Annotated in this window: 15 protein-coding genes; 6 read left to right on the forward strand and 9 right to left on the reverse strand. The window is 47.3% G+C overall.

What is annotated here, in order from left to right; genetic code table 11:
- Window positions 1-23 precede the first annotated feature (23 nt).
- From C7R93_RS02750 to C7R93_RS02765, 4 genes are read right to left on the reverse strand one after another with little or no spacing between them, the layout of a single operon-like run.
- Entirely contained in the window at window positions 24-971 is a 948-nt protein-coding gene (locus C7R93_RS02750; RefSeq protein WP_106837364.1) for an ABC transporter ATP-binding protein, read from the reverse strand.
- Window positions 972-1,991, reverse strand: a complete 1,020-nt coding sequence (locus tag C7R93_RS02755; protein ID WP_106837365.1) for an ABC transporter ATP-binding protein — start codon at window positions 1,989-1,991, stop codon at window positions 972-974.
- A gap of 28 nt (window positions 1,992-2,019) precedes the next feature.
- Complete coding sequence (locus tag C7R93_RS02760; RefSeq protein ID WP_106837366.1) at window positions 2,020-2,964, reverse strand: ABC transporter permease; 945 nt, start codon at window positions 2,962-2,964, stop codon at window positions 2,020-2,022.
- 3 nt (window positions 2,965-2,967) lie between these two features.
- Window positions 2,968-3,900 (reverse strand): ABC transporter permease, encoded by a 933-nt coding sequence (locus C7R93_RS02765; RefSeq protein ID WP_106837367.1) that lies wholly within the window; start codon window positions 3,898-3,900, stop codon window positions 2,968-2,970.
- 396 nt (window positions 3,901-4,296) lie between these two features.
- On the opposite strand from C7R93_RS02765, the gene C7R93_RS02770 reads away from it, so the two are divergent.
- From C7R93_RS02770 to C7R93_RS02780, 3 genes are all read left to right on the forward strand, one after another.
- Window positions 4,297-5,607 (forward strand): helix-turn-helix domain-containing protein, encoded by a 1,311-nt coding sequence (locus tag C7R93_RS02770; protein ID WP_106837368.1) that lies wholly within the window; start codon window positions 4,297-4,299, stop codon window positions 5,605-5,607.
- Between the two features lie 64 nt (window positions 5,608-5,671).
- Window positions 5,672-6,610 (forward strand): alpha/beta hydrolase, encoded by a 939-nt coding sequence (locus C7R93_RS02775; protein WP_106837369.1) that lies wholly within the window; start codon window positions 5,672-5,674, stop codon window positions 6,608-6,610.
- Window positions 6,611-6,706: 96 nt separating this feature from the next.
- The gene (locus C7R93_RS02780; RefSeq protein WP_106837760.1) at window positions 6,707-7,234 is read left to right on the forward strand and encodes a GNAT family N-acetyltransferase; all 528 of its coding nucleotides are present in this window, start codon (window positions 6,707-6,709) and stop codon (window positions 7,232-7,234) included.
- 71 nt (window positions 7,235-7,305) lie between these two features.
- On the opposite strand, the gene C7R93_RS02785 is transcribed toward C7R93_RS02780, so the two are convergent.
- Entirely contained in the window at window positions 7,306-8,193 is an 888-nt protein-coding gene (locus C7R93_RS02785) for a DMT family transporter (protein WP_106837370.1), read from the reverse strand.
- Between the two features lie 172 nt (window positions 8,194-8,365).
- Window positions 8,366-10,441 carry an acyltransferase family protein gene (locus C7R93_RS02790; RefSeq protein ID WP_106837371.1) on the reverse strand — a complete coding sequence of 692 codons (2,076 nt, stop codon included), beginning with the start codon at window positions 10,439-10,441 and terminating at the stop codon, window positions 8,366-8,368.
- A gap of 1,367 nt (window positions 10,442-11,808) precedes the next feature.
- Between C7R93_RS02790 and C7R93_RS02805 the strand changes: the two genes are divergently transcribed.
- Window positions 11,809-13,425, forward strand: a complete 1,617-nt coding sequence (locus tag C7R93_RS02805) for a multicopper oxidase family protein (protein ID WP_106837372.1) — start codon at window positions 11,809-11,811, stop codon at window positions 13,423-13,425.
- Between the two features lie 41 nt (window positions 13,426-13,466).
- On the opposite strand, the gene C7R93_RS02810 is transcribed toward C7R93_RS02805, so the two are convergent.
- On the reverse strand, window positions 13,467-15,431 hold the full coding sequence (locus C7R93_RS02810) for an ATP-dependent DNA helicase (RefSeq protein ID WP_106837373.1): 1,965 nt from the start codon (window positions 15,429-15,431) through the stop codon (window positions 13,467-13,469).
- A gap of 165 nt (window positions 15,432-15,596) precedes the next feature.
- Here C7R93_RS02810 and C7R93_RS02815 point away from each other — a divergent pair, with 165 nt between their 5' ends.
- Window positions 15,597-15,956, forward strand: coding sequence for a Lin0512 family protein (locus C7R93_RS02815; protein WP_048032795.1), 360 nt, complete (start codon window positions 15,597-15,599; stop codon window positions 15,954-15,956).
- Here the strand turns inward: C7R93_RS02815 and C7R93_RS02820 are convergent.
- Together C7R93_RS02820 and pepF are read right to left on the reverse strand one after the other, a co-directional pair.
- Window positions 15,953-16,282 carry an MGMT family protein gene (locus C7R93_RS02820; RefSeq protein WP_106837374.1) on the reverse strand — a complete coding sequence of 110 codons (330 nt, stop codon included), beginning with the start codon at window positions 16,280-16,282 and terminating at the stop codon, window positions 15,953-15,955. The genes C7R93_RS02815 and C7R93_RS02820 overlap by 4 nt on opposite strands.
- Window positions 16,283-16,363: 81 nt before the next feature.
- On the reverse strand, window positions 16,364-18,163 hold the full coding sequence (gene pepF / locus C7R93_RS02825) for an oligoendopeptidase F (RefSeq protein WP_106837375.1): 1,800 nt from the start codon (window positions 18,161-18,163) through the stop codon (window positions 16,364-16,366).
- A 246-nt stretch (window positions 18,164-18,409) separates the two neighbouring features.
- Between pepF and C7R93_RS02830 the strand changes: the two genes are divergently transcribed.
- Window positions 18,410-19,636 (forward strand): aminopeptidase, encoded by a 1,227-nt coding sequence (locus tag C7R93_RS02830; protein ID WP_106837376.1) that lies wholly within the window; start codon window positions 18,410-18,412, stop codon window positions 19,634-19,636.
- Window positions 19,637-19,661: the final 25 nt, after the last annotated feature.

The raw sequence follows: 19,661 nt of genomic DNA on the forward strand, positions 1-19,661 counted from the left end.
ATATATTAAGATAGAAAATCGAACTACTGATAGAGATGACAAGCCACCCAATGATTCGGTGCAGCTTCCTGCCACTCAGGAACCTGTGCCGCGCATTGCTCCATGGCCTTTGGGCATCTTGTTCGGAAAACACAACCGCTTGGAGCGTTGGCAGGACTCGGCAAATCGCCCTGCAAAATGATGCGCTCCCGCTTGATCGTCGGATCAGGAATCGGAATCGAGGACAACAATGCTTGTGTATATGGATGAAGTGGCTTTGCATACAGCTCGAAGCTGTTTGCCATTTCTACCATTTTGCCGAGGTACATCACTCCGATTCGAGTGGAAATGTGCTTAACCATGGACAGATCGTGGGCGATAAACAAGTAAGTCAGCCCCCTGTCCTGCTGCAAGTCTTCTAATAGATTCACAACCTGCGCTTGAATCGACACATCAAGCGCCGAAATCGGTTCATCCGCGATGATAAATTCCGGTTCGACCGCAAGTGCTCGGGCAATCCCGATACGCTGCCGTTGGCCTCCGCTGAATTCATGAGGGAATCGGTTCGCATGTTCCTTAGACAAACCAACCAGCTCCAGTAATTCTTTGACCCGATCCGCTCTTGCACCACGAGACAAGCCGTGAATATCCAAGCCCTCCGCAATAATGTCCATGACAGTCATGCGCGGATTCAGACTTGCTTGCGGGTCTTGAAAAATCATTTGGACGTCGCGGTGGAACTGCTCTGCATCTTTCCCTTTTAAGCGGTGTGCATTTTTGCTTTTGAACAAAACTTCTCCATCTGTATTTTCATAGAGGCGAATCATCGTTCTGCCCAACGTCGACTTTCCGCAGCCGCTCTCCCCGACAAGCCCGAGTGTCTCGCCGCGATTAATCGTGAAGGTCACGCCGTCGACCGCCTTTAACGTAACTCCATTACCGATCTCAAAATGCTTTTTTAGATTTTTGACTTCAACCAACGCTTGGCTCATCTACGTCTGCCTCCCTGCTGCCACCAATTCTTCCAGCTTCGGTGCCCGTGGATCATGTAGCCAACATGCAGCTTGATGACCCTCAGTGAATGTGGAAGCGTCCGGCATTTGCTGCTCGCATATTTCCATCGCAAACTGACAGCGCGGAGCGAACGGACAACCTTTTGGCGGGTGGAATAAATCTGGTGGCGTTCCCTCAATCGGTACCAGTCGTTCCTTTTCCACGCCATCGATCCGCGGCAGAGAGCGCATCAAGCCCCATGTATACGGATGCTTCGGATTTGCGAAAATATCCTCTACCTTGCCTGTTTCCACAACAATTCCTGCATACATAACCACGGCCCGGTGTGCGATTTCGGCTACGACACCCAAGTCATGTGTAATCATCACGATGGAGAGCTGCTGCTGTTCTTGCAATTCTCGCAGCAAATCCAAAATCTGCGCTTGAATCGTTACATCCAATGCCGTCGTTGGTTCATCCGCAATAACGAGCTTTGGGTTATTGGCGAGTGCAATCGCGATGACGACACGTTGCCGCATTCCCCCGGAAAACTCATGCGGGTATTGATCGACCCTTTTTTCCGGATCGGGGATACCTACCAGACGAAGCATCTCCATTGCTTTTTTACGCGCCTCTTCTTTGCTGACCTGATGGGTACGAACAAATCCCTCAACGATTTGGGCACCGACCTTCATCGTAGGGTTCAGTGCCGTCATCGGGTCCTGGAAGACCATCCCGATCTCGGCCCCACGGACCGAAAGCAATTCCTTCTTGCTCATCCCGGTGATGACTTTTCTATCAAAACGAATCTGGCCATCCACGATTCTTCCCGGCGGGTTCGGGATCAACCCCATGATCGCTTGGGCAGTTACACTCTTCCCACAGCCGCTCTCTCCCACTACCGCAAGCGTCTCGCCACGATCAACATGAAAGGTAACTCCCCGTACAGCCTGTACCTCTCCACCGTACGTTTTGAAATGTACGCGGAGGTTTTCTACTTGTAGTAAATGATCCGCCATGTCTGATCCTCCTATCTTCGTGGCGAGGTTACTCGCGAATTCTTGGGTCTAATGCGTCCTGCAAGCCATCACCGAAGACGTTGAAGGCAAACATCGTCAAGGAAATCATCAAGGCCGGGAAGAAAAGTCTCCACCAATCCCCTGTCAAAATGACACCGAGTGCATCGTTGGTCATCGTGCCCCAGCTAGCGATAGGCGCTTGCACACCCAACCCTAAAAAACTGAGGAAAGATTCTGCAAATATCGCCGACGGAATGGTAAACGTCAAGTTCACGATGATGACCCCGATGGTGTTCGGAATCAAGTGACGCAACAGAATGCGTGGGAATTTTGCCCCGAGCACTTGCGCTGCCATGATGAACTCCTGATTTTTCAATTGTAGGATTTGTCCCCGAACGAGACGAGCCATCCCTACCCAACCCGTTGCGGACAACGCGATGATGATGGTAACAATTCCTGGCTCCATTACAACCATCAGCATGATCACCACGAGCAGATACGGCAGTCCATACAATACCTCGATCAATCGCATGATGATCGTATCGATTCGGTCACCTTTTTTGCCTCGACCAGCCATGTATCCGGCAATACCGCCAACGGTCACACCGATGACCAAGTCAATTAACGCAGCCGAAATTCCGATAATGAGTGAAATCCGCGCCCCGTACCATGTCCGTGAAAACATATCGCGTCCCAGCTCATCTGTTCCGAACCAATGCTCGCTCGATATTTCCTGATTCGCGCTCAAGAGACTCTGATCCGAATAGCTGTACGGAACGAGATGTGGTCCGATAATCGCCATGGCAATCAGCATAATAATCAGGGTCAAGCCCACCATCGCCAGCTTGTTTCGGACGAGCTTTCTCGTTACTTGTTGAAAATGAGTCAGGCTCGGTCGCATTTGGGCGATCTGTCCATCTGCTTTTTGAGCTCTTGGTCGAAACAACTCATTTACTGATTGATCTACCGCCATTGGCTACCTCCCCTTGCTCGATAGTTTGATTCGTGGATCGACTAACATATAGGCCAGATCAATCAAGAAGATAATGAGCACCAAGATGGCACTGTAGAATACCGTGGTTCCCAGAATAACAGGATAATCTCGATTGAAAATGCCATCGACGAAGTACTTGCCGATCCCAGGTACCGCAAATATCTTTTCGACGACAAACGTTCCAGTTAACAACCCCGCGATGAGCGGTCCCATAAACGTGACGATTGGCAAAATAGCGTTGCGGATTCCATGCTTGATCACTATCAGAAAAGTCGGAATTCCTTTTGCCTCAGCGGTCCGTATGTAATTCTGGTTCATCACGTCGATCATGCTCGTGCGCATATAGCGTGTAATGATGGCTAATGGTCCAAAAGCAAGTGCCAGTGAAGGCAGAACCGAGTGTTTCCAACTGGTAAGCGTCGCTACTGGGAATAACGGCCATTTGATTGCCAAGTAATTAATGAGCAATGGCGCCATGATAAAGCTGGGTACAGCAATCCCTAATACAGCCATGACCATCGCCGCATAATCAATCCAGGTATTTCGGTTTAATGCCGCAATTGTTCCGAATATAAGTCCGAAAAAAAGGGCCACTGCTATCGCCTGCAAACCGATCATTGCAGATGCTCCGAAGCCATCTTTGATCATATCATTGACACCGCGTGTCTCCGACTTAATAGAAGGTCCTAAATCGAGCATGACCAAACTTTTTAGATAAAGCAAATACTGCATCGGCAGCGGTTCATCCAAATTGTATTTGGCACGCAGATTCAACAAAATTTGCTCGGGCAACTGATCTGACTCTGACGCGAATGGATCTCCAGGGATCATATGCATCAGGCTAAAGGTCAACGTTACAATGATCCACAAAGTGAGTACCATCATCAGAATTCTTTTAAGTAAATAACGCGACATCTATAAGAGCCCCCTAGTCCAGACTTGCAAAAAGATTAAGAAAATTCAACGCACCCTCCTTTTGAAAAATCTTTAACGGAAATTAACCTAAAACATTCCTTAATTCAACAATATAGTGCCGTCATTATTTAATGTCAATTCTGATTTTTTTATTTTTTGCATCGATTCATAAAGGAATTTGCTGAAAGTTGTCAAATATACAACTATTAATACGGAAATTTTCCCTAAAACATCCCTTTTTATAGCTTCGTGGTCTCTACAACCCGCATACCCATTTGATGGGTTATATTTTATCTATATAAGAAAGACTGGCATACTAGAATGCCGAAAAAAGGATGGATCTCCTTCCTGACGAATTGTTTATCCCGTAGTTTAACTTTTTTGGAGGACATTTTGATGATAAAAGTTGGCATAGTCGGTCCAAAAGATTCAGTAGATGCAATGGTAGCTGTGGGACGAGAGTTTTCCGATCACATCCTGCTCACCTCCTTTATTTATCAAGGAGTGGAACAAGTACCTGCACATGTAGCCGAAAATGATATGGAAACAGACATCTGGTTCTTCTCTGGAGTCGCCCCCTACTCGATGGCAAAAGCGCATATTGGCAAGAAAAAAGCCTTTTATCCGCAAGTCAATTCAAGTGTCCTGACCAAAGTATTGCTCGAATTGGTATACCGCGATGGCTTTTCTTTAGATCGCGTGAGCTTCGATACCATTTCGGAAGCACATTTTCGTGAGACTTTAGAGGAATTGGGCCTGCACTGTGAGAATCCATACCTAATGCCATATAAAGAATTCAGACAGAGATCTGAATTGGTAGCTTATCACACCCGCCTGATTCAGGAAAGCAAGGTAGACGCTTGTGTCACGGGAACGCTTTTCGTCACCGAAGAATTAAAACGACAAGGAATCAGAGTATACCGAATGGGCTTTACGCGCTTCATATTTCGAGAGATTTTCAAGCAAATTCTGCAAGAGGGAGAAACGCTCCACTTCAAGCGCTCCCAAATTGCTGTTCAATTGATTGAAGTAACTGATATGGAAAAGCTCGTAAATGAGCCTGCAAACGCGTACGAGCTACGCCGCCTCGACCTGAAGCTCCAAGAGCTCGTGCTAGATTACACGGAGTCGATTTCCGGCAGCTTCGTCGCGGTCGGCAATTCCAAGTTCATCATATTTTCCACCCGGGGATCATTCGAAGACAATCCAGACTTTCACCCCACGATCCTTTTGGAAAAAATCAAGCTGCTCACCAATTCGCATGCCAATATGGGAATCGGCTTTGGTGTCACAGCATTGTCTGCTGAGCGCAATGCACAGCTCGCTCTCGGCCATGCCAAAAACCATAAGGATGCCGCTATTCTCGTCGACCATGACGGTTCGATTGAAGGACCACTACGTCAAACGAACAGCATCAGCTACGAATATTGGACGCAGGACAAAGAAATCAGTGAAAATCTGAAAAAAGCCGGGGTCAGTATTACGACGTTTAACAAAATCATTTCCGTGCAAAAAGCGTTGGGCCAAAAATATATTAGCGCTTCGATGATCGCGGAATGGATGGGGATGACCCCTCGCAACGCACGAAGAATCTTAAGTGACTTGGCAGAGCACAACATTATTGAACAAATTGGGGAAGAGACCCCAACGAACCGGGGGCGCCCACGAAAGATTTATCGTATACTCCCCTCCCCACAAACTATTTGATTGTTTATCCATGAGAAAGCATTGCCCAAAAAATCCAATATCAAACGAATAGGAGGTCATACTTATGCCCGTCCATCCACAGATTCAGCAAATATTAGACGTCTTCAATCGCTCACGTCATGAGGTTGATTTTAGCCACGTGACACCACAGGTTATGCGAATGGCGACTGATCAAATTCGAGATTCAGGCTTGGAAGCTGAACATGTAAAAAAGGTAGAGAATCGATCCCTTCCGTTAGAAGGCCGTGATATTCCAGTTCGCATATACACACCAGAAGGACAAGCACCCTTCCCTGCACTCGTCTACTATCATGGGGGCGGATTCGTGATCGGCAATCTCGAAACTGTCGACTCAGTATGTCGCAACTTCGCCAATAACGCAAAATGCGTGGTCATTTCTATCGATTATCGGCTCGCTCCTGAGCATCCTTTTCCTGCTGGGTTGGAAGATGCCTATGATTCTCTCCACTATATTTCCTCCTATCCTGATCAGTTTGGCATTGACCCAGCGCGTATCGCGGTAGGTGGAGATAGTGCCGGGGGTAATTTTGCCCCAGTAGTGAGTCTCATGGCGAAAGAACGACAGGGCCCGCCTATCGTTTTTCAATTATTAATTTATCCAGCCGTAGGAATTGTGGACACTACTCCCTATCCATCCATGCAGGAAAATGCGCGTGGCTATTTGATGGATGTGGAATTGTTACATTGGTTCCTCGCTCATTATCTACCACCTGCCGATCGACAAAATCCATATCTTGATCCGATCAACGGAGCCGATCTCACTGGTCTGCCTCCTGCCATGGTGGTTACAGCCGAATACGACCCTTTGCGAGATGGCGGAAAAACGTATGCAGACAAGCTACGCGATAGCGGTGTCGATGTCGTCTATCGAAATGAACAAGGCTTGATCCATTCCTTCATCGGATTCCATACCTCTATCAAGCAAGCGCAAGAATCGTTGGATGAGATGTCGGCACAATTACGAAAAGCTTTTAAAATGTAGGTCGTATTGGATAAACAAAGCGTAAGCCAGCGAACAGGGGATATTCCTCTCCTTTCCGACTGCTTGCGCTTCCTTATGGTGGGAAGGGTGAAATCATTGACTAGACATACAGACGACAAAGTGACCATTCGCATCGTTCGTATCGAGGATGCGGCAGCCATTTTATCTTTGCAGCGTGATGTGGTTTGTGAAGGTGAATTTTTTATTGCTGTTTCCGAAGAGTTCAACAAAACCATGGAGCAGCAGCTTGAGTGGATACAAAACATCATCGACAATGACAGGGAAACCATGTTGGTAGCGGAAATAAACGGTGAATTGGCTGGCATGGTCGTGTACGTTTCTCCGGCTCGCAAACGTTTGTCTCATACAGGTTCGATCACGATGATGATCCAGAAAGCTCACAGAAATAAGGGCATCGGCAAGGTTTTATTGAAGGAGTTGTTAGCTTGGGCAAAGCAACATCCGCTCATTGAAAAAGTGAGCTTAGGCGTGTTCTCCAACAATCTGAGAGCGATTGCTTTATACAAAAGCCTTGGATTTGTGGAAGAAGGACGAAAAGTGAAAGAATTCAAGCTGGCTGAGAATGAATACGCAGATGATGTCCTGATGTACAAATTCGTATAGCGTCCATTCGTTTTCCTTCCATGCAAAAAAGGACCTTCCCATCAGGTCCTTTTCTTATGAGCAAGTAAGCTCTATACCGATTTAGATGGCTGAACAGATTGTTTCTTTTGAACACTGGCAACAATCACACCCACGACAATCAACAAGGATCCCCCCACTTGAATCGAGGTCACTTGCGAGCCAAGTAGTAAAAATCCGACCAGCATGGCTACAAAAGGCTGTAAGTTAAGGAAAATAGCTGCCTTGCCCGTCCCTACCACTTTTAATTGCTGATTCCAGACGATTCCACATATTCCTTGCATGAGGATTGCGGTCAAAATGAGCATCGCCCATGCCCACACTTCGTGGCTGATCTGCGCCCCTGGCTCGATCGTCAACAGCGCCGCAGGAGTCAAAAACAAAGTGCCAACCGTCGTCGAGTAAACGGTGGCAATAAACGGCTGCATGGTTTGCGTCAGTTTGCGAATGATGATCATAGAAGACGAGAATGTGACCATAGCAATCACAATGAGAAAGACTCCTTTGGAAATGGAGAGTCCTGCCCCAATTCCGACTACGAAGAATGTTCCCAATAGAGCCAAGCCAGACCCAAGCTTCATACGCAAGGTAAACTGTTCCTTCAAAAATAACGAAGCCAGCACTGCGGTGACGATCGGCGCCAAGGAAAGGATCAGCGATGCCGTTGTCGCATCTGTCGTCAAGAGTCCGTTGAAATACGCCGTTTGATTCGCCAACGTTCCGATCAATCCAAGCAAAACAAGAAGTCCTAGCTCACGAGTAGTGATTTTTACGAATTTTTTGGTCAGCCACGCGTAAATGATCAGAAACATAGACGTGAAAAGCAAGCGCACATCTGCCAAAAATAGCGGTGGAAACTCTTTGACCAGCATGCTTCCGAACACAAAATTACTACCCCACAGCGTCACACAAAAAAGCAACAGCAAGTACGACCGAATCATGATTGTTCCTTCTTTCACCCGATGCATTATTCTTCCGTTAGCTATCGTACAGGAGAGAGCGAAAAAAGTCCATGAGCTGATCTGCTATACTTTGATGGAAATTATATTTGTTTATACACTCTGTCACATAAAAAAGACCAGGAACGACTTGGTTCACTGGTCTTCCCTTGTTTTATTGTACGATTTCTTCCATGGGGGTTTCCTCAGTTGCCTCCAATGCCCCTTCCATCTGCCCTGCCTCTTCTACCGTCGACTCTGTCGCTTTCTCTTCCTCTTTCACTTCCGGTTTCTTCTCTGGCTCCGTCGGCGCGATTGCACTCGCCACGAGTGCCGCGTATTTTTGCGAGCCTTCCTTATTCGGATGAACACCGTCTTTGTAAAAGTAAGAGCTTTGCCCTTCACTTGCCGCATTCCAATCCACAAGAACGACATGCGGATAGGCAGCAGCAGCCTCTGCCAGCACTTTATTCACGACGCTCTCCCACGGTTTTGGTACGCGAGAATTGACGAGAATGATTTGCTCTGCGCCATCCAGCGATTGCAGCAGCTTGTCGAGATGTCCTTTACTAAACGCACCGTTCGAACCTAATTCAATCACGACACGATTCCCCATTTGCCCTTTTGCCTTAAGCTGGGCAATCACCTCAGGAGCTTGGGACATTTGCCTTCCGATTTTGGCATCAACAACAATCCCTGGCAATAGCTTTTCCAGGTAAGGAGCAACGTCAAGCATGACAGAGTCACCAATCACAGTGATTCCTTTACCGGAGCCGATTGCTTTTATTTCTTCCTGTTTTGGGTCAGGCTGTTTGGAAGCATTCGAATCTTTTTGCTTCTCCACGGGCTTCTGCTTTTGTGCGTTGTTATTTGGCTTCTGCTCGTTTTTTGGCTTTGTTGGTGGAGTAGCTGGTTTTTGAACTGTTTCCGGTTTCTTCTCTACGATTGGCACCTCAGGACCATGGGGCTTGTCGGGAACCTTTGTCTCGGTGACAGTCTGCGTTGGCTGCGTCTGTGTCACATTTCCAGCGGTCGCATCTGACGTAAGCGAAGCGATCCCATAATACGTGACACATAGAGCGATCGCGCAACCAGTTGCCAATACACGGTTTAACCGTTTTGTTTTCTGCCCTGCCTTATTGGAACGATGCCAGATTCTGCCTAATGCGCCATAGCGAATAGGCTCTTCGAGATATTTCCATGACAACGATGCCAGCAAAATGCTTGCGAAAAGCTGCAAAACCGCTCCAGGTACCGCCATCCATTCCCATTCCGCGATAATCGGATTCGTCCAAACGATAACAGGGTAATGCCACAAATAAATACCGTAGGATCGAACGCCGATCCAACGCAATGGCTTGCAGCCCATCCATTTCGCCAAAATACTTGCCGGATGCGCGAGTACCGCGACCAGCACCGCACTGACGACAGACAAAAGGACTAGCCCGCCCTCGTACAAGTAATCATCATATTGATTCGTGTTCCAAATGCTGTACAAAAGAATCCCTAAGCTAAGCAAACCGCTTAGATCAAGCGTGATTCGCGCTTTTTGTGAGATGTTCGTCGTAAGCAAGCGACTCGGCCACATCATGGCGAGTCCAGCACCGATCAGCAGCCCGAATACCCGTGTGTCCGTTCCGTAATAAACACGACTCGGATCAAGACCTGGCTCATACATAACGGCCATGGAGATCGCAGATAATGCAGCCAGCACCAAAGTAATGATCATGATTGGCCCTCTGCGCTTCAGGAAACGGAGCCCTAGAGCGAGTACCAGCGGCCAAATCACATAAAACTGCTCTTCTACTGCCAATGACCACAAATGGCCTAAAGGTGACGGCGGACCGAATTTTTCAAAATAAGATACATCATGAAAGACAAGCCACCAGTTACTCACGTACAGAACGGCTGCTCCGACATCTCCTCGGATCGTGTCCAACTGGGCTGGCGAAAAGATGGCTACCCCTGCCATAACCACAAATAGCATGAGGAAAAGCGCTGGGAGCAATCTTCTGGCACGGCGCAACCAAAAGTCTTTCATGTCGAGTCTGCCATTACGATTCCATTCGGCAATTAATAAGTCTGTAATCAAATATCCCGATAAAACGAAGAAAATCCCGACACCCAACAATCCCCCGGGTGCCCAGTCGTAATTCAAGTGATAAATAATGACTGCGAGTACCGCCAGCGCACGAAGCCCGTCGATCCCAGCCATGTATCGGCTGCTTACGCCTTTGATCGGTTCAGGCATGCTGGTGGCCTCCTATCGTTGCATGATGGCGAGTGATTAATTCGTTCTGGTTATTGATTTCTTCCGTACCCATCGTCCTTTTTATTTTTTTATGGTGATTCTTCGTGCTCGCCATGCAAAACATCTGCATTCTCCCCTTTTATCTTCCGTTCTGTTTTCATCATTTGTTGTTGGGGGCAGTCATTACACATCGGGAATTGCGTGCTCTATGAATGCAAAAACCCCTGTTTCTGGAATCGTGCGAAAACGGGGGTTGATCTCGTTCATTATCTTTATGGAAAATGAATTCTTCCCATCATCGTTGCCCGTATTCAGGATGTGATCAACTACTCACTGTCTCGTTGTTTTTTGTTCTCTTACTCCCTTATATATGCACCACACCTTCCTTATAGTGGATGGTCTCACAAGGAAATTACCCGGTCCTTGTCTCACGCTAATCTCTTGCTGAATAGTTGTTTGTAACCTGATTATATGACGGTTTCGGGGGATAACTCGTTACAAACTGTTTACATTCTGACCATGTTTTTTCCCGGTAAAAACGCGGAACAAAAAAAGAAGCTGCTGGTATACTTTCCCCCATCAGCTTCACGATTGTAGATCATCGCAGACCACCACTGTCAGATGCAAAATGCAACATGTTTACTTGTCACAAAAGATTTACTGATCAACAGCCTGCATCAGTTCGTAATTTTTGCGAGTTGTAATGACATTCCTGATTGTCATTTGTTGATAAACCTTTGAGCCAATAAGTTTCTGCATGATGAAATGCCAAATCCAAAAGCATGTATGTATAGCGTCTACCAATCTGTGAGGAATCGTTGCAATGGAATCGGTATCCCCCGAAGTAAAGCGACATCAACCACGTTTACTCCCCTATCACTACCATTTTCGCCAATCGAAACGGGAAACACAAGACAAAAATAAAATCCCCATCGATTACCAGCACCGACGAGGATTTTCGCTTGATTATCAAGATTTAAATATGATGAGTAAACAAATAATTCAAGAAAAAACCACCACTGACAACCGCAATCACCATACATACGATGCCACTTTTCACCCGTTCGGAAAGCAATCGCATAAATCCAAGACAGAAAAAGACTCCTGTGACCAAAAAATAAGCGACTCCAACCCAAAAAACATTCCAAGGCAAGCTCGCAAAATCTACGTTACCCAAACGTGAACACCATCCCTGTCCGATTCTACTGATTACTTTTATGTACGATACTCCATTATAGCATTTGTCCACGCATCCTTTCCCATTTTTGCACAATGCGTAACAGAAGTGTCATACATCCCGTCTTCATGTTTTCTACACAATCGTTTGGTACGCTTTCTCCAACAGCTCAAAGGAGGAAAAAGTGCACATGAACAAACGGAAAATACGCCCATGGGCTTATCCCATCGTTCTAGGTGGCGTTCTGCTGTTATCCGCTTGCTCCACTGACAATACCTCGATGGATCATAATGGACACAACATGAATTCTTCACCTGAAACAGCAACACAAACACAAACGCAACCACAGCAGATGTCTGCTGCAAGCGACTCATCGATGGAGGTGCTCACAGGCAATACGTTTACCCTCACGGCAAAAGAAAATATGCTCCACCTCGATGACAAGACCATGAAAAACGCATGGACGTACAATGGAACTGTTCCAGGTCCACAGCTTCGTGTCAAACAAGGGGAAACCATTAGCGTGACGCTGAAAAACGAATTGCCCGAGCCGGTCACCATTCACTGGCATGGCTTACCCGTCCCAAATAATATGGACGGAATCCCTGGCGTGACTCAAAATGCCGTAAGACCAAACGAAAGCTTCACCTACAAATTCAAGGTGGACGTTGCCGGAACGTACTGGTACCACTCGCATCAAAATAGCGCCAAGCAGGTAGACAAAGGCTTGTATGGTTCACTTGTGGTGGAACCAGCTACACCAGAGCCAGCTGATAAGGACGTTACCCTCGTTCTGGATGAATGGATGCAGGACGATAGCATGGCGGAGATGCACGGAAGTGGTATGAGCCACGGAATGCCAGCATCCACATCGAATAGCTCTGCATCTGGTGGTCACAACATGGCTAGTATGGAGATGCCAATGAGTGACTCTGAGATGATGCCGTTGATGTATACGATTTTTTCGGTGAACGGAAAAACAGGTCCGGCAATCCAGCCGCTGTCTGTTAAAGAAGGAGAGAAAGTCAGAATCCGTCTAATCAATGCTGGATACTTAAACCACAAGCTGAACCTGCAAGGTCATGAATTTAAAATCGTGGCAACAGACGGGCAACCCATCAATAATCCGCCCCTCGTGGGAGGCCAGCTCCTCAATATCGGACCAGGAGAACGATATGATCTCGAATTTGTCGCAAACAATCCTGGCAAATGGTTATTAGAGGAGCGCAGCACAAATCCAGGTGCCAAGTCCCTTATTGTACCCATCGTCTACGAAGGCTCCGAAACAAAAACAGCCAAATCTGAAGCTGGCGACATGCCAACGATAGACATCACCAAATACGGCGAGGCTGCAAAAAGCAACTTTACGCTGGAGCAGAAGTATGACATCACGTATCAAATGGATCTGAACACGGAAACAGCAGATGGCAAAATGGCCTTTACCATCAATGGAAAAACGTTCCCGGATGTCCCCCCACTCAACGTCAAAAAAGGCAATCTGGTCAAAGTCACGATGGTGAACAAATCACCAAAAGATATCCATCCCATGCATTTGCACGGACATTTCTTCCAAGTATTGAGCAAAAACGGACAGCCTATCACTGGCTCCCCACTGGTCAAAGATACGCTGAACATTTTACCAGGTGAATCTTATGTAGTCGCCTTTGAAGCCGACAATCCAGGAGACTGGATGTTCCACTGCCACGATTTGGGCCATGCTGCGCAAGGGATGGTATCTGAAGTAAAATATGAAGGCTTCAAGCCAGATTTCGTTGTCGACCCTACTGTAGGCAACATGCCGGAATAACTATAAAAAAGCAGGAAGCCACGAAGGCTCCTGCTTTTTCATTACGCCAATACACCGTCTAAAGACGTTTTCCACTCTACCCCAGCCGGAAAAACATCCTGAACTTGCTGTCTCAGCTTGTCATTTTCGCTCAATTGCGGACTCAAGATCGATACCAAACCGCTATCCTCTCTCGAACGGATCAATCGCCCGATCCCTTGACGCAGTCTCAGCAGCATATAAGGCATATCTACCTCGTCGAAAGAATTCGCTGCACTTTTTCTTTTTGCTGTAAACACCGGATCATTCGGCGGGAATGGCAGTGACCAAATGATCACATTGGACAGCGAAGGCCCCGGAACATCTAGCCCTTCCCACAGGCTCACCGCACAAAGGCTGCTTTTCTCGTCGTTTTGGAATTGGGAGATCAGATGGCTGATTTCCGCATCTCCTTCAAACAAGAATCGCAGATCCGTACAGGTAGGCTCGTTTTTGATGGCGGCCTTGAATTGCTGTAATTCCTCCATGGAGGAAAACAACAGCAGCGCACTACCTGCTGATTTTTGCAGCAATTGAGTAGCCTGGCTCATTTTTTCTGCAAATGAGTCGGTCGCAGAAAGTGTCGGTACGTAAACCTCCATTTGCTTGTCGTACTCGTACGGAGAAGCCACCGAGAAAGACAAATATTGCTCAATGCCCAAGCTGTCTGCTACATATGTGAACGATCCATCAACAGATAGAGTCGCTGACGAAAAGACAATCGGCATCTTTTGTGAGAATACACGCTCTTCCAGTACTTCCTGCACCTTTTTTGGCATGACGACCAAGGTAGGTCCTGTAATCTCTTCACTCATCCAAGAAATGACGTGATCCGGGTCTTGGAAAAGTCCCAGTGCCAGCTGCATCATTTCCAGATGCTCTTCGACAATTCTCAGCTGGAACTCGTCCAACGTATACAGACCGCCTTCTAACGCCAACTCTTCTTCAATCCAACTGACGAGACTCGTAAAACGGTGGATGGTTGCAATGAGTTCCGGATGAAAATGGATTTCTTTGCGGTTGGAGCCCATTACAGCCTTGCTCTCTTCGTTCAGTCGGGAGAACATCTCTTCGCTCTGGGCAATGGCTTCTTCGATGGCAATGGCAAGCTCTTCCCTGATCTCGCCCTTTAAGACACGCGTAATCGTTTCTTCGAACACCGAGTGATTCAGCTTGTACGTCAATGCTTTTTGAGCAGCAGGCTCCAGCAGATGACCCTCGTCAAAAATGACCGAGCTATGCGGTGGTAGCAACGGTAGCTGTCCTCCGCGTTTCCGGATCTCATAAGTCCACACATGCTCCATATAGAAATCATGGGAGCAAATAATCAAATCGGCTGACTGGCGGTAATGATTTCTGGAAAGCGTCTGCCCACAGCGGTGCTGTCTGTCGCACACAAAGCAATCCTGAAAGGTATCCCAGTTCATCTGCGCCCATTCTTGATCATCCAGGTCAGGATATGTGCTGCGATCCCCATACGGATAAAACGACTGCAAGGCCTCGTGTGTATGAACAAAGGAAGGCAGCTCTTGATAAATATGCTGAAAAGCTTCCCCTGTCTCAGGCTGGAATCTCGCCTCATCCAGCTTGCGCAAACAGAGATATTGGTCAGGAGATTTTCCGAGTCTCGCGTCAATCGTCAGGTTCAGATGGCGAGCCAGTTTGGCAATATCGCCTTCTGGTTTTACGAGCTGCTCAATCAACGACTCATTCGCACAGGCAATGATAGCAGGCTTTCTGGTATATCGTGCATAGCAAATGGCGTACAGCAAGTAAGCCAATGTCTTCCCCGTACCTACTCCGGCCTCTGCAAAAATCGTTTGCTTTTCTATAAAAGCCCGTTCGAGCTGAAAGGCCATGTAGATTTGCTCATCACGCACCTCGAATCCAGCCTCAGGCAATACTTCATAAAAAACGTCCGCTACCCAATCGCTCACCTGAGAGATGAACGGCTGGGACGGATCGTAGGCAAAAGGATAACGTTCCAATTGTGACCTGCCTCCATTAATGAAAAATCGTCAAGCATAGATGCCAACATGTTATGATGACATGTCTTGACGATAAACACAATACAGATGAGAGAAAAAACCATTCGTTTTCGTGGTAAGATAAGGATGGTAGAAAAGTAGAATGAAATAGGAGTGAACAATCCGATGGAAAAAGTAATGTTTATTGAAATAGGAATGGGCATCGACATGCATGGACAAAACGTCACCAAAGCCGCAGTCCGCGCTGTTCAAAATGCCATCCATCATAATTCGATGCCTGGACTGCGTTCTGTCCTGCCAGGAAACGATATCCATAACATGAAAGTAAATGTGAGACTTGCCGTTCCTGCTGACAAGGACAAGCTCGACTTGGAAACGGTTCGTAAAGCACTGCCTTACGGGGAAGTTTCCTTCGAAATCGTCGATGGCGGCATGCTGACGAGCAGTGGAGTCGTAATCGCTGAAAAAGAAGACAAGAACGACCTTGCCTATATCGTCATCGCTTCCGTAGAGGTAGGTTACTAGAATACCGGCTCATCAGCTGCATGTGGGTGAAACTGATAACGCTCCAAATCTATTTCTCCTGCTGCTGACACGACTACCCCTTCGCTTTCCAAAGCCATTTTTTGCAGCGTGAACGAATCCAAATCTTGCAATCCGATCTTTCCTTGGGCGTTGATGACCCGATGCCAAGGAAGCTTGTGCTTTTTGGACATGGAATGAAGGATGCGAACGATTTGTCTGGCAGCTCTCGGACTCCCGGCCAACGCAGCGATCTGCCCGTACGTCATGAGATGACCCGCTGGAATCCCGGCAATGATTTTGAGTGCGCGCTGCGTAAATTCGGTCATGATAGCTGCTCCTTTTTCCTTGATCAAATCAAAAGGCTTGTGTCGATCCTCCGATCACAAGCCTTTTCTTCTTTTATCAGGTTAAAACAGTCGTTCCAGCTCGTCAACCAGACTGCCGACGTATGCGACAGCCTCGCGGATTGGCTGCGGATCTGACATATCCACTCCTGCTTTTTTCATCAGTTCCAGCGGCGTCAGTGTCCCGCCGGCTTTGAGCACCTCGATCCAACGATCAACGGCAGGTTGCCCTTCTTGCTTGATGCTCGCTGCCATTGCTGTAGAAGCGGTCAAACCGGCAGCGTATGTGTACGGATACAGCCCCATGTAATAGTGCGGCTGGCGCATCCATGTAAGACTCGCTGCAGCGTCCAGATCAACTGCATCACCCCAGAAGTCTGCGAGCACTTGCCCTTTCCATTCTGAGAGCTGTTTGGCAGTCAATGGTACGTCTTTTTGCGCTGCTTCGTACACTTTACGTTGCATTCTCGCTTCTAGCAGATGCGTGACAAAGTTGTGATAGTACGTATTCATCAATTGCAAAATGACCCAACGCTTCAGACGAGGATCGTCGGATTGATCCACGATGTGCTGCGCGAGCAAAAGCTCGTTGAGTGTGGAAGGCGCTTCGATAAAGTACAGCGATGGACGAGAGTTCGTAAAGCTTTGCTCCCTTGTCGCCAGCATAAAATGTCCGCAATGCCCCAGCTCATGTGCCAGCGTAAATGCACTGCGCATATTTCCCGACCACGTAATGAGAATGTAAGAATGCTTGCTGTATGTTGTTGAGCAGAAAGCACCTGTCGATTTGCCCACATTGTCTACGTAGTCGATCCAGCGTTCATTCAGTGCTTTTTCCATAATGGCTGTATATTCTGGTCCCATCACTTGCAAGGAAGCGAGTATCTTTTGCCCAGCTTCTTCAATCGTAATTGGCGGGCTGAAATCAGGATCAAGCGGCGCCTTCAAATCACAAAAGGCCAATTTCTCAAGGCCGAGCTCTTTTGCTTTGAGCTTCGCATAGCGACGCATGTGCGGTGCGAGTTCATTTCCGATGATATCCAGGATGTTGTGGTACATATCCAGTGTAACTTGCTGTGGCTTCAGCAGCATATCCGTTACGGTTTCATAGCCACGCAGACGAGACATGACTGTTTGTTTTTTCACCTCTGTTGCGTATACCGCAGCGAAGGAGTTTTGGTAAGAAGCGAGTGTCTTCGAGAAAGATTCGTACGAAGCACGGCGCAGCGTCGTATCGGACGACATTTCATAATCGGTCTCAAACAGCGCGAAGGATACTGGACGCTCATTTCCTGCGCCATCATTGACGGGTGCAAATGACATGTCTGACAGCTTTCCGCGCGCGTAAATGTTGTATGGTGCAGAGAAAACCTCGCCCATCGCAGCAAACGCTTCTTCCGTCTCAGCCGACAGACGATACGGCTTTGTTTCCAGTAAATCATTCAGGCTTTTGCGGAATACTTCGAGTCCTGGTTCTTCTTCCAAGAAGCTCTCGATTTTCCCTTCAGGCAGAGCCAAAATCTCGGATGGTATAAAAGAAAGTGCAGCGTTCAGCTGGGACACGACATCCCCTACCCGTGCTGAGTTTGCTTGGTTTTGTGGATTCGTTCCGTCTTCAGACGATCGCAGTCTAGCGTACGTCGCTACGATATTCGCCCGAACATTGATCGCCTCGTTTGCCTCCAAACATGCCAACAACGTCTCTCCACTCGTATGCAGCTGACCTTTAAATGCAGTGACGACAGGCAGATGATGTACAATTTCTGTTAATTCTTGCTCCCACGCTTCCTGACTCTCAAACAGATCGTTCAGGTTCCACGTATTCTCGACAGCGACTTGATCACGTGTCTGTCTTGTCTTCACTCTGACTGCCTCCTTTAATTCTGCCAATAAAATATTTTTTATGTAATAAAATTGCCTTTTCATTTGAATTTTCCTACAATTAACCAAAATAAACAAGTGGATAACTTGCTCGAAATAGGCCGTAATCTGTCTTTTTCTGCGCTTTCCTAGGAAATTCTTTCAAATCATAAGCAGGTGTTTTCGGAGGGGAAGGTAAAATAGATAGAGTGCAAGTAAGCCTTTTGTTCTTAAAAGGAGGAATGAACCATGTCTTTTGAAACCTTGTTTGACCGCTACGCTGATCTCGCTGTAAAAGTCGGCGTGAATGTACAGCCTATGCAAACGTTAGTCGTAACAGCTCCAATATCTACTGCTCCTTTTGTGAGAAAGGTAGCCAAAAAAGCGTACGAAGCAGGTGCCAAGCACGTACATATTGAATGGACCGACGATGAACTCACACGGATGAAATATGATTTGGCTCCTGAGGAAGCGTTTCGTGAATACCCGCAATGGAAGGTACAGGGATTAGAGGAAATGGCGGAAAATGGCGCGGCGTTTCTCTACATTTCTGCAGCGAATCCCGATTTGCTGAAAGGGGTAAATCTAGACCGCATTTCTACTGCCAACAAAACAGCAGGACAAGCTCTTCATAAATTCCGCAGCTATACCATGTCCGATAAAGTGAGCTGGTGCGTGCTTGCTGTTCCATCACCTGCATGGGCTGCTATGGTCTTCCCGCATTTGCCACAAGAGGAACAGGAACCAGCCCTGTGGGATGCGATCTTCCGCGCAACTCGCGCAGATATGGATGACCCTGTCCAAGCTTGGCATGACCATCACGCGACACTGAACAGCAAGGTGGATCAGCTCAATGCCAAACAATATCGCTATCTGCATTACGAAGCTCCCGGCACCAATTTGACGATTGAGCTGCCTGCCAATCACATATGGATTGGTGGCGGTAGCGTAAATAAAGACGGTGCCTCCTTCATGGCTAACATGCCGACAGAAGAAGTCTTTACCGCGCCGTTAAAAGAAGGGGTAAACGGAACCGTTCGCAGCACCAAGCCTTTGAGCTATCATGGGAATTTGATCGAGAACTTTACCCTGACATTTGAAAAGGGAAGAATTGTCTCGGCAACGGCTGAAAAGGGAGAAGAGTCCCTGAAGCAATTAATTGAAACAGATGAAGGCTCACATTATTTAGGGGAAGTTGCCTTGGTTCCTCACCTGTCCCCCATTTCGCAATCAAATATCATTTTCTATAACACGCTCTTTGATGAGAATGCTTCCAACCACTTGGCGATTGGGAACGCTTATAGCGTGAATATTGAAGGTGGCGCTGACATGACCAATGAGGAACTGGCTAGCCGCGGTATCAATATCAGCCTCACTCACGTCGATTTCATGATCGGCTCAGCTGAGATGAATATTGATGGCGAAACAGCTGACGGCAAGCGCGAACCACTTTTCCGCAACGGAAATTGGGCTTGAATCTAACTTGAAAGAGACATAGCGA

Origin of the sequence: Brevibacillus fortis (assembly GCF_003013395.1) — a bacterium.
Lineage (GTDB): Bacteria > Bacillota > Bacilli > Brevibacillales > Brevibacillaceae > Brevibacillus > Brevibacillus fortis.

Coding starts and splice junctions, on each gene's coding strand:
- C7R93_RS02805 (WP_106837372.1), top strand. CDS start 11,809: ATGAACAAACGGAAAATACGCCCATGGGCTTATCCCATCGTTCTAGGT.
- C7R93_RS02820 (WP_106837374.1), bottom strand. CDS start 16,282: ATGACCGAATTTACGCAGCGCGCACTCAAAATCATTGCCGGGATTCCA.
- C7R93_RS02830 (WP_106837376.1), top strand. CDS start 18,410: ATGTCTTTTGAAACCTTGTTTGACCGCTACGCTGATCTCGCTGTAAAA.
- C7R93_RS02755 (WP_106837365.1), bottom strand. CDS start 1,991: ATGGCGGATCATTTACTACAAGTAGAAAACCTCCGCGTACATTTCAAA.
- C7R93_RS02760 (WP_106837366.1), bottom strand. CDS start 2,964: ATGGCGGTAGATCAATCAGTAAATGAGTTGTTTCGACCAAGAGCTCAA.
- C7R93_RS02790 (WP_106837371.1), bottom strand. CDS start 10,441: ATGCCTGAACCGATCAAAGGCGTAAGCAGCCGATACATGGCTGGGATC.
- C7R93_RS02770 (WP_106837368.1), top strand. CDS start 4,297: ATGATAAAAGTTGGCATAGTCGGTCCAAAAGATTCAGTAGATGCAATG.
- C7R93_RS02765 (WP_106837367.1), bottom strand. CDS start 3,900: ATGTCGCGTTATTTACTTAAAAGAATTCTGATGATGGTACTCACTTTG.
- C7R93_RS02750 (WP_106837364.1), bottom strand. CDS start 971: ATGAGCCAAGCGTTGGTTGAAGTCAAAAATCTAAAAAAGCATTTTGAG.
- C7R93_RS02815 (WP_048032795.1), top strand. CDS start 15,597: ATGGAAAAAGTAATGTTTATTGAAATAGGAATGGGCATCGACATGCAT.
- C7R93_RS02785 (WP_106837370.1), bottom strand. CDS start 8,193: ATGATTCGGTCGTACTTGCTGTTGCTTTTTTGTGTGACGCTGTGGGGT.
- C7R93_RS02775 (WP_106837369.1), top strand. CDS start 5,672: ATGCCCGTCCATCCACAGATTCAGCAAATATTAGACGTCTTCAATCGC.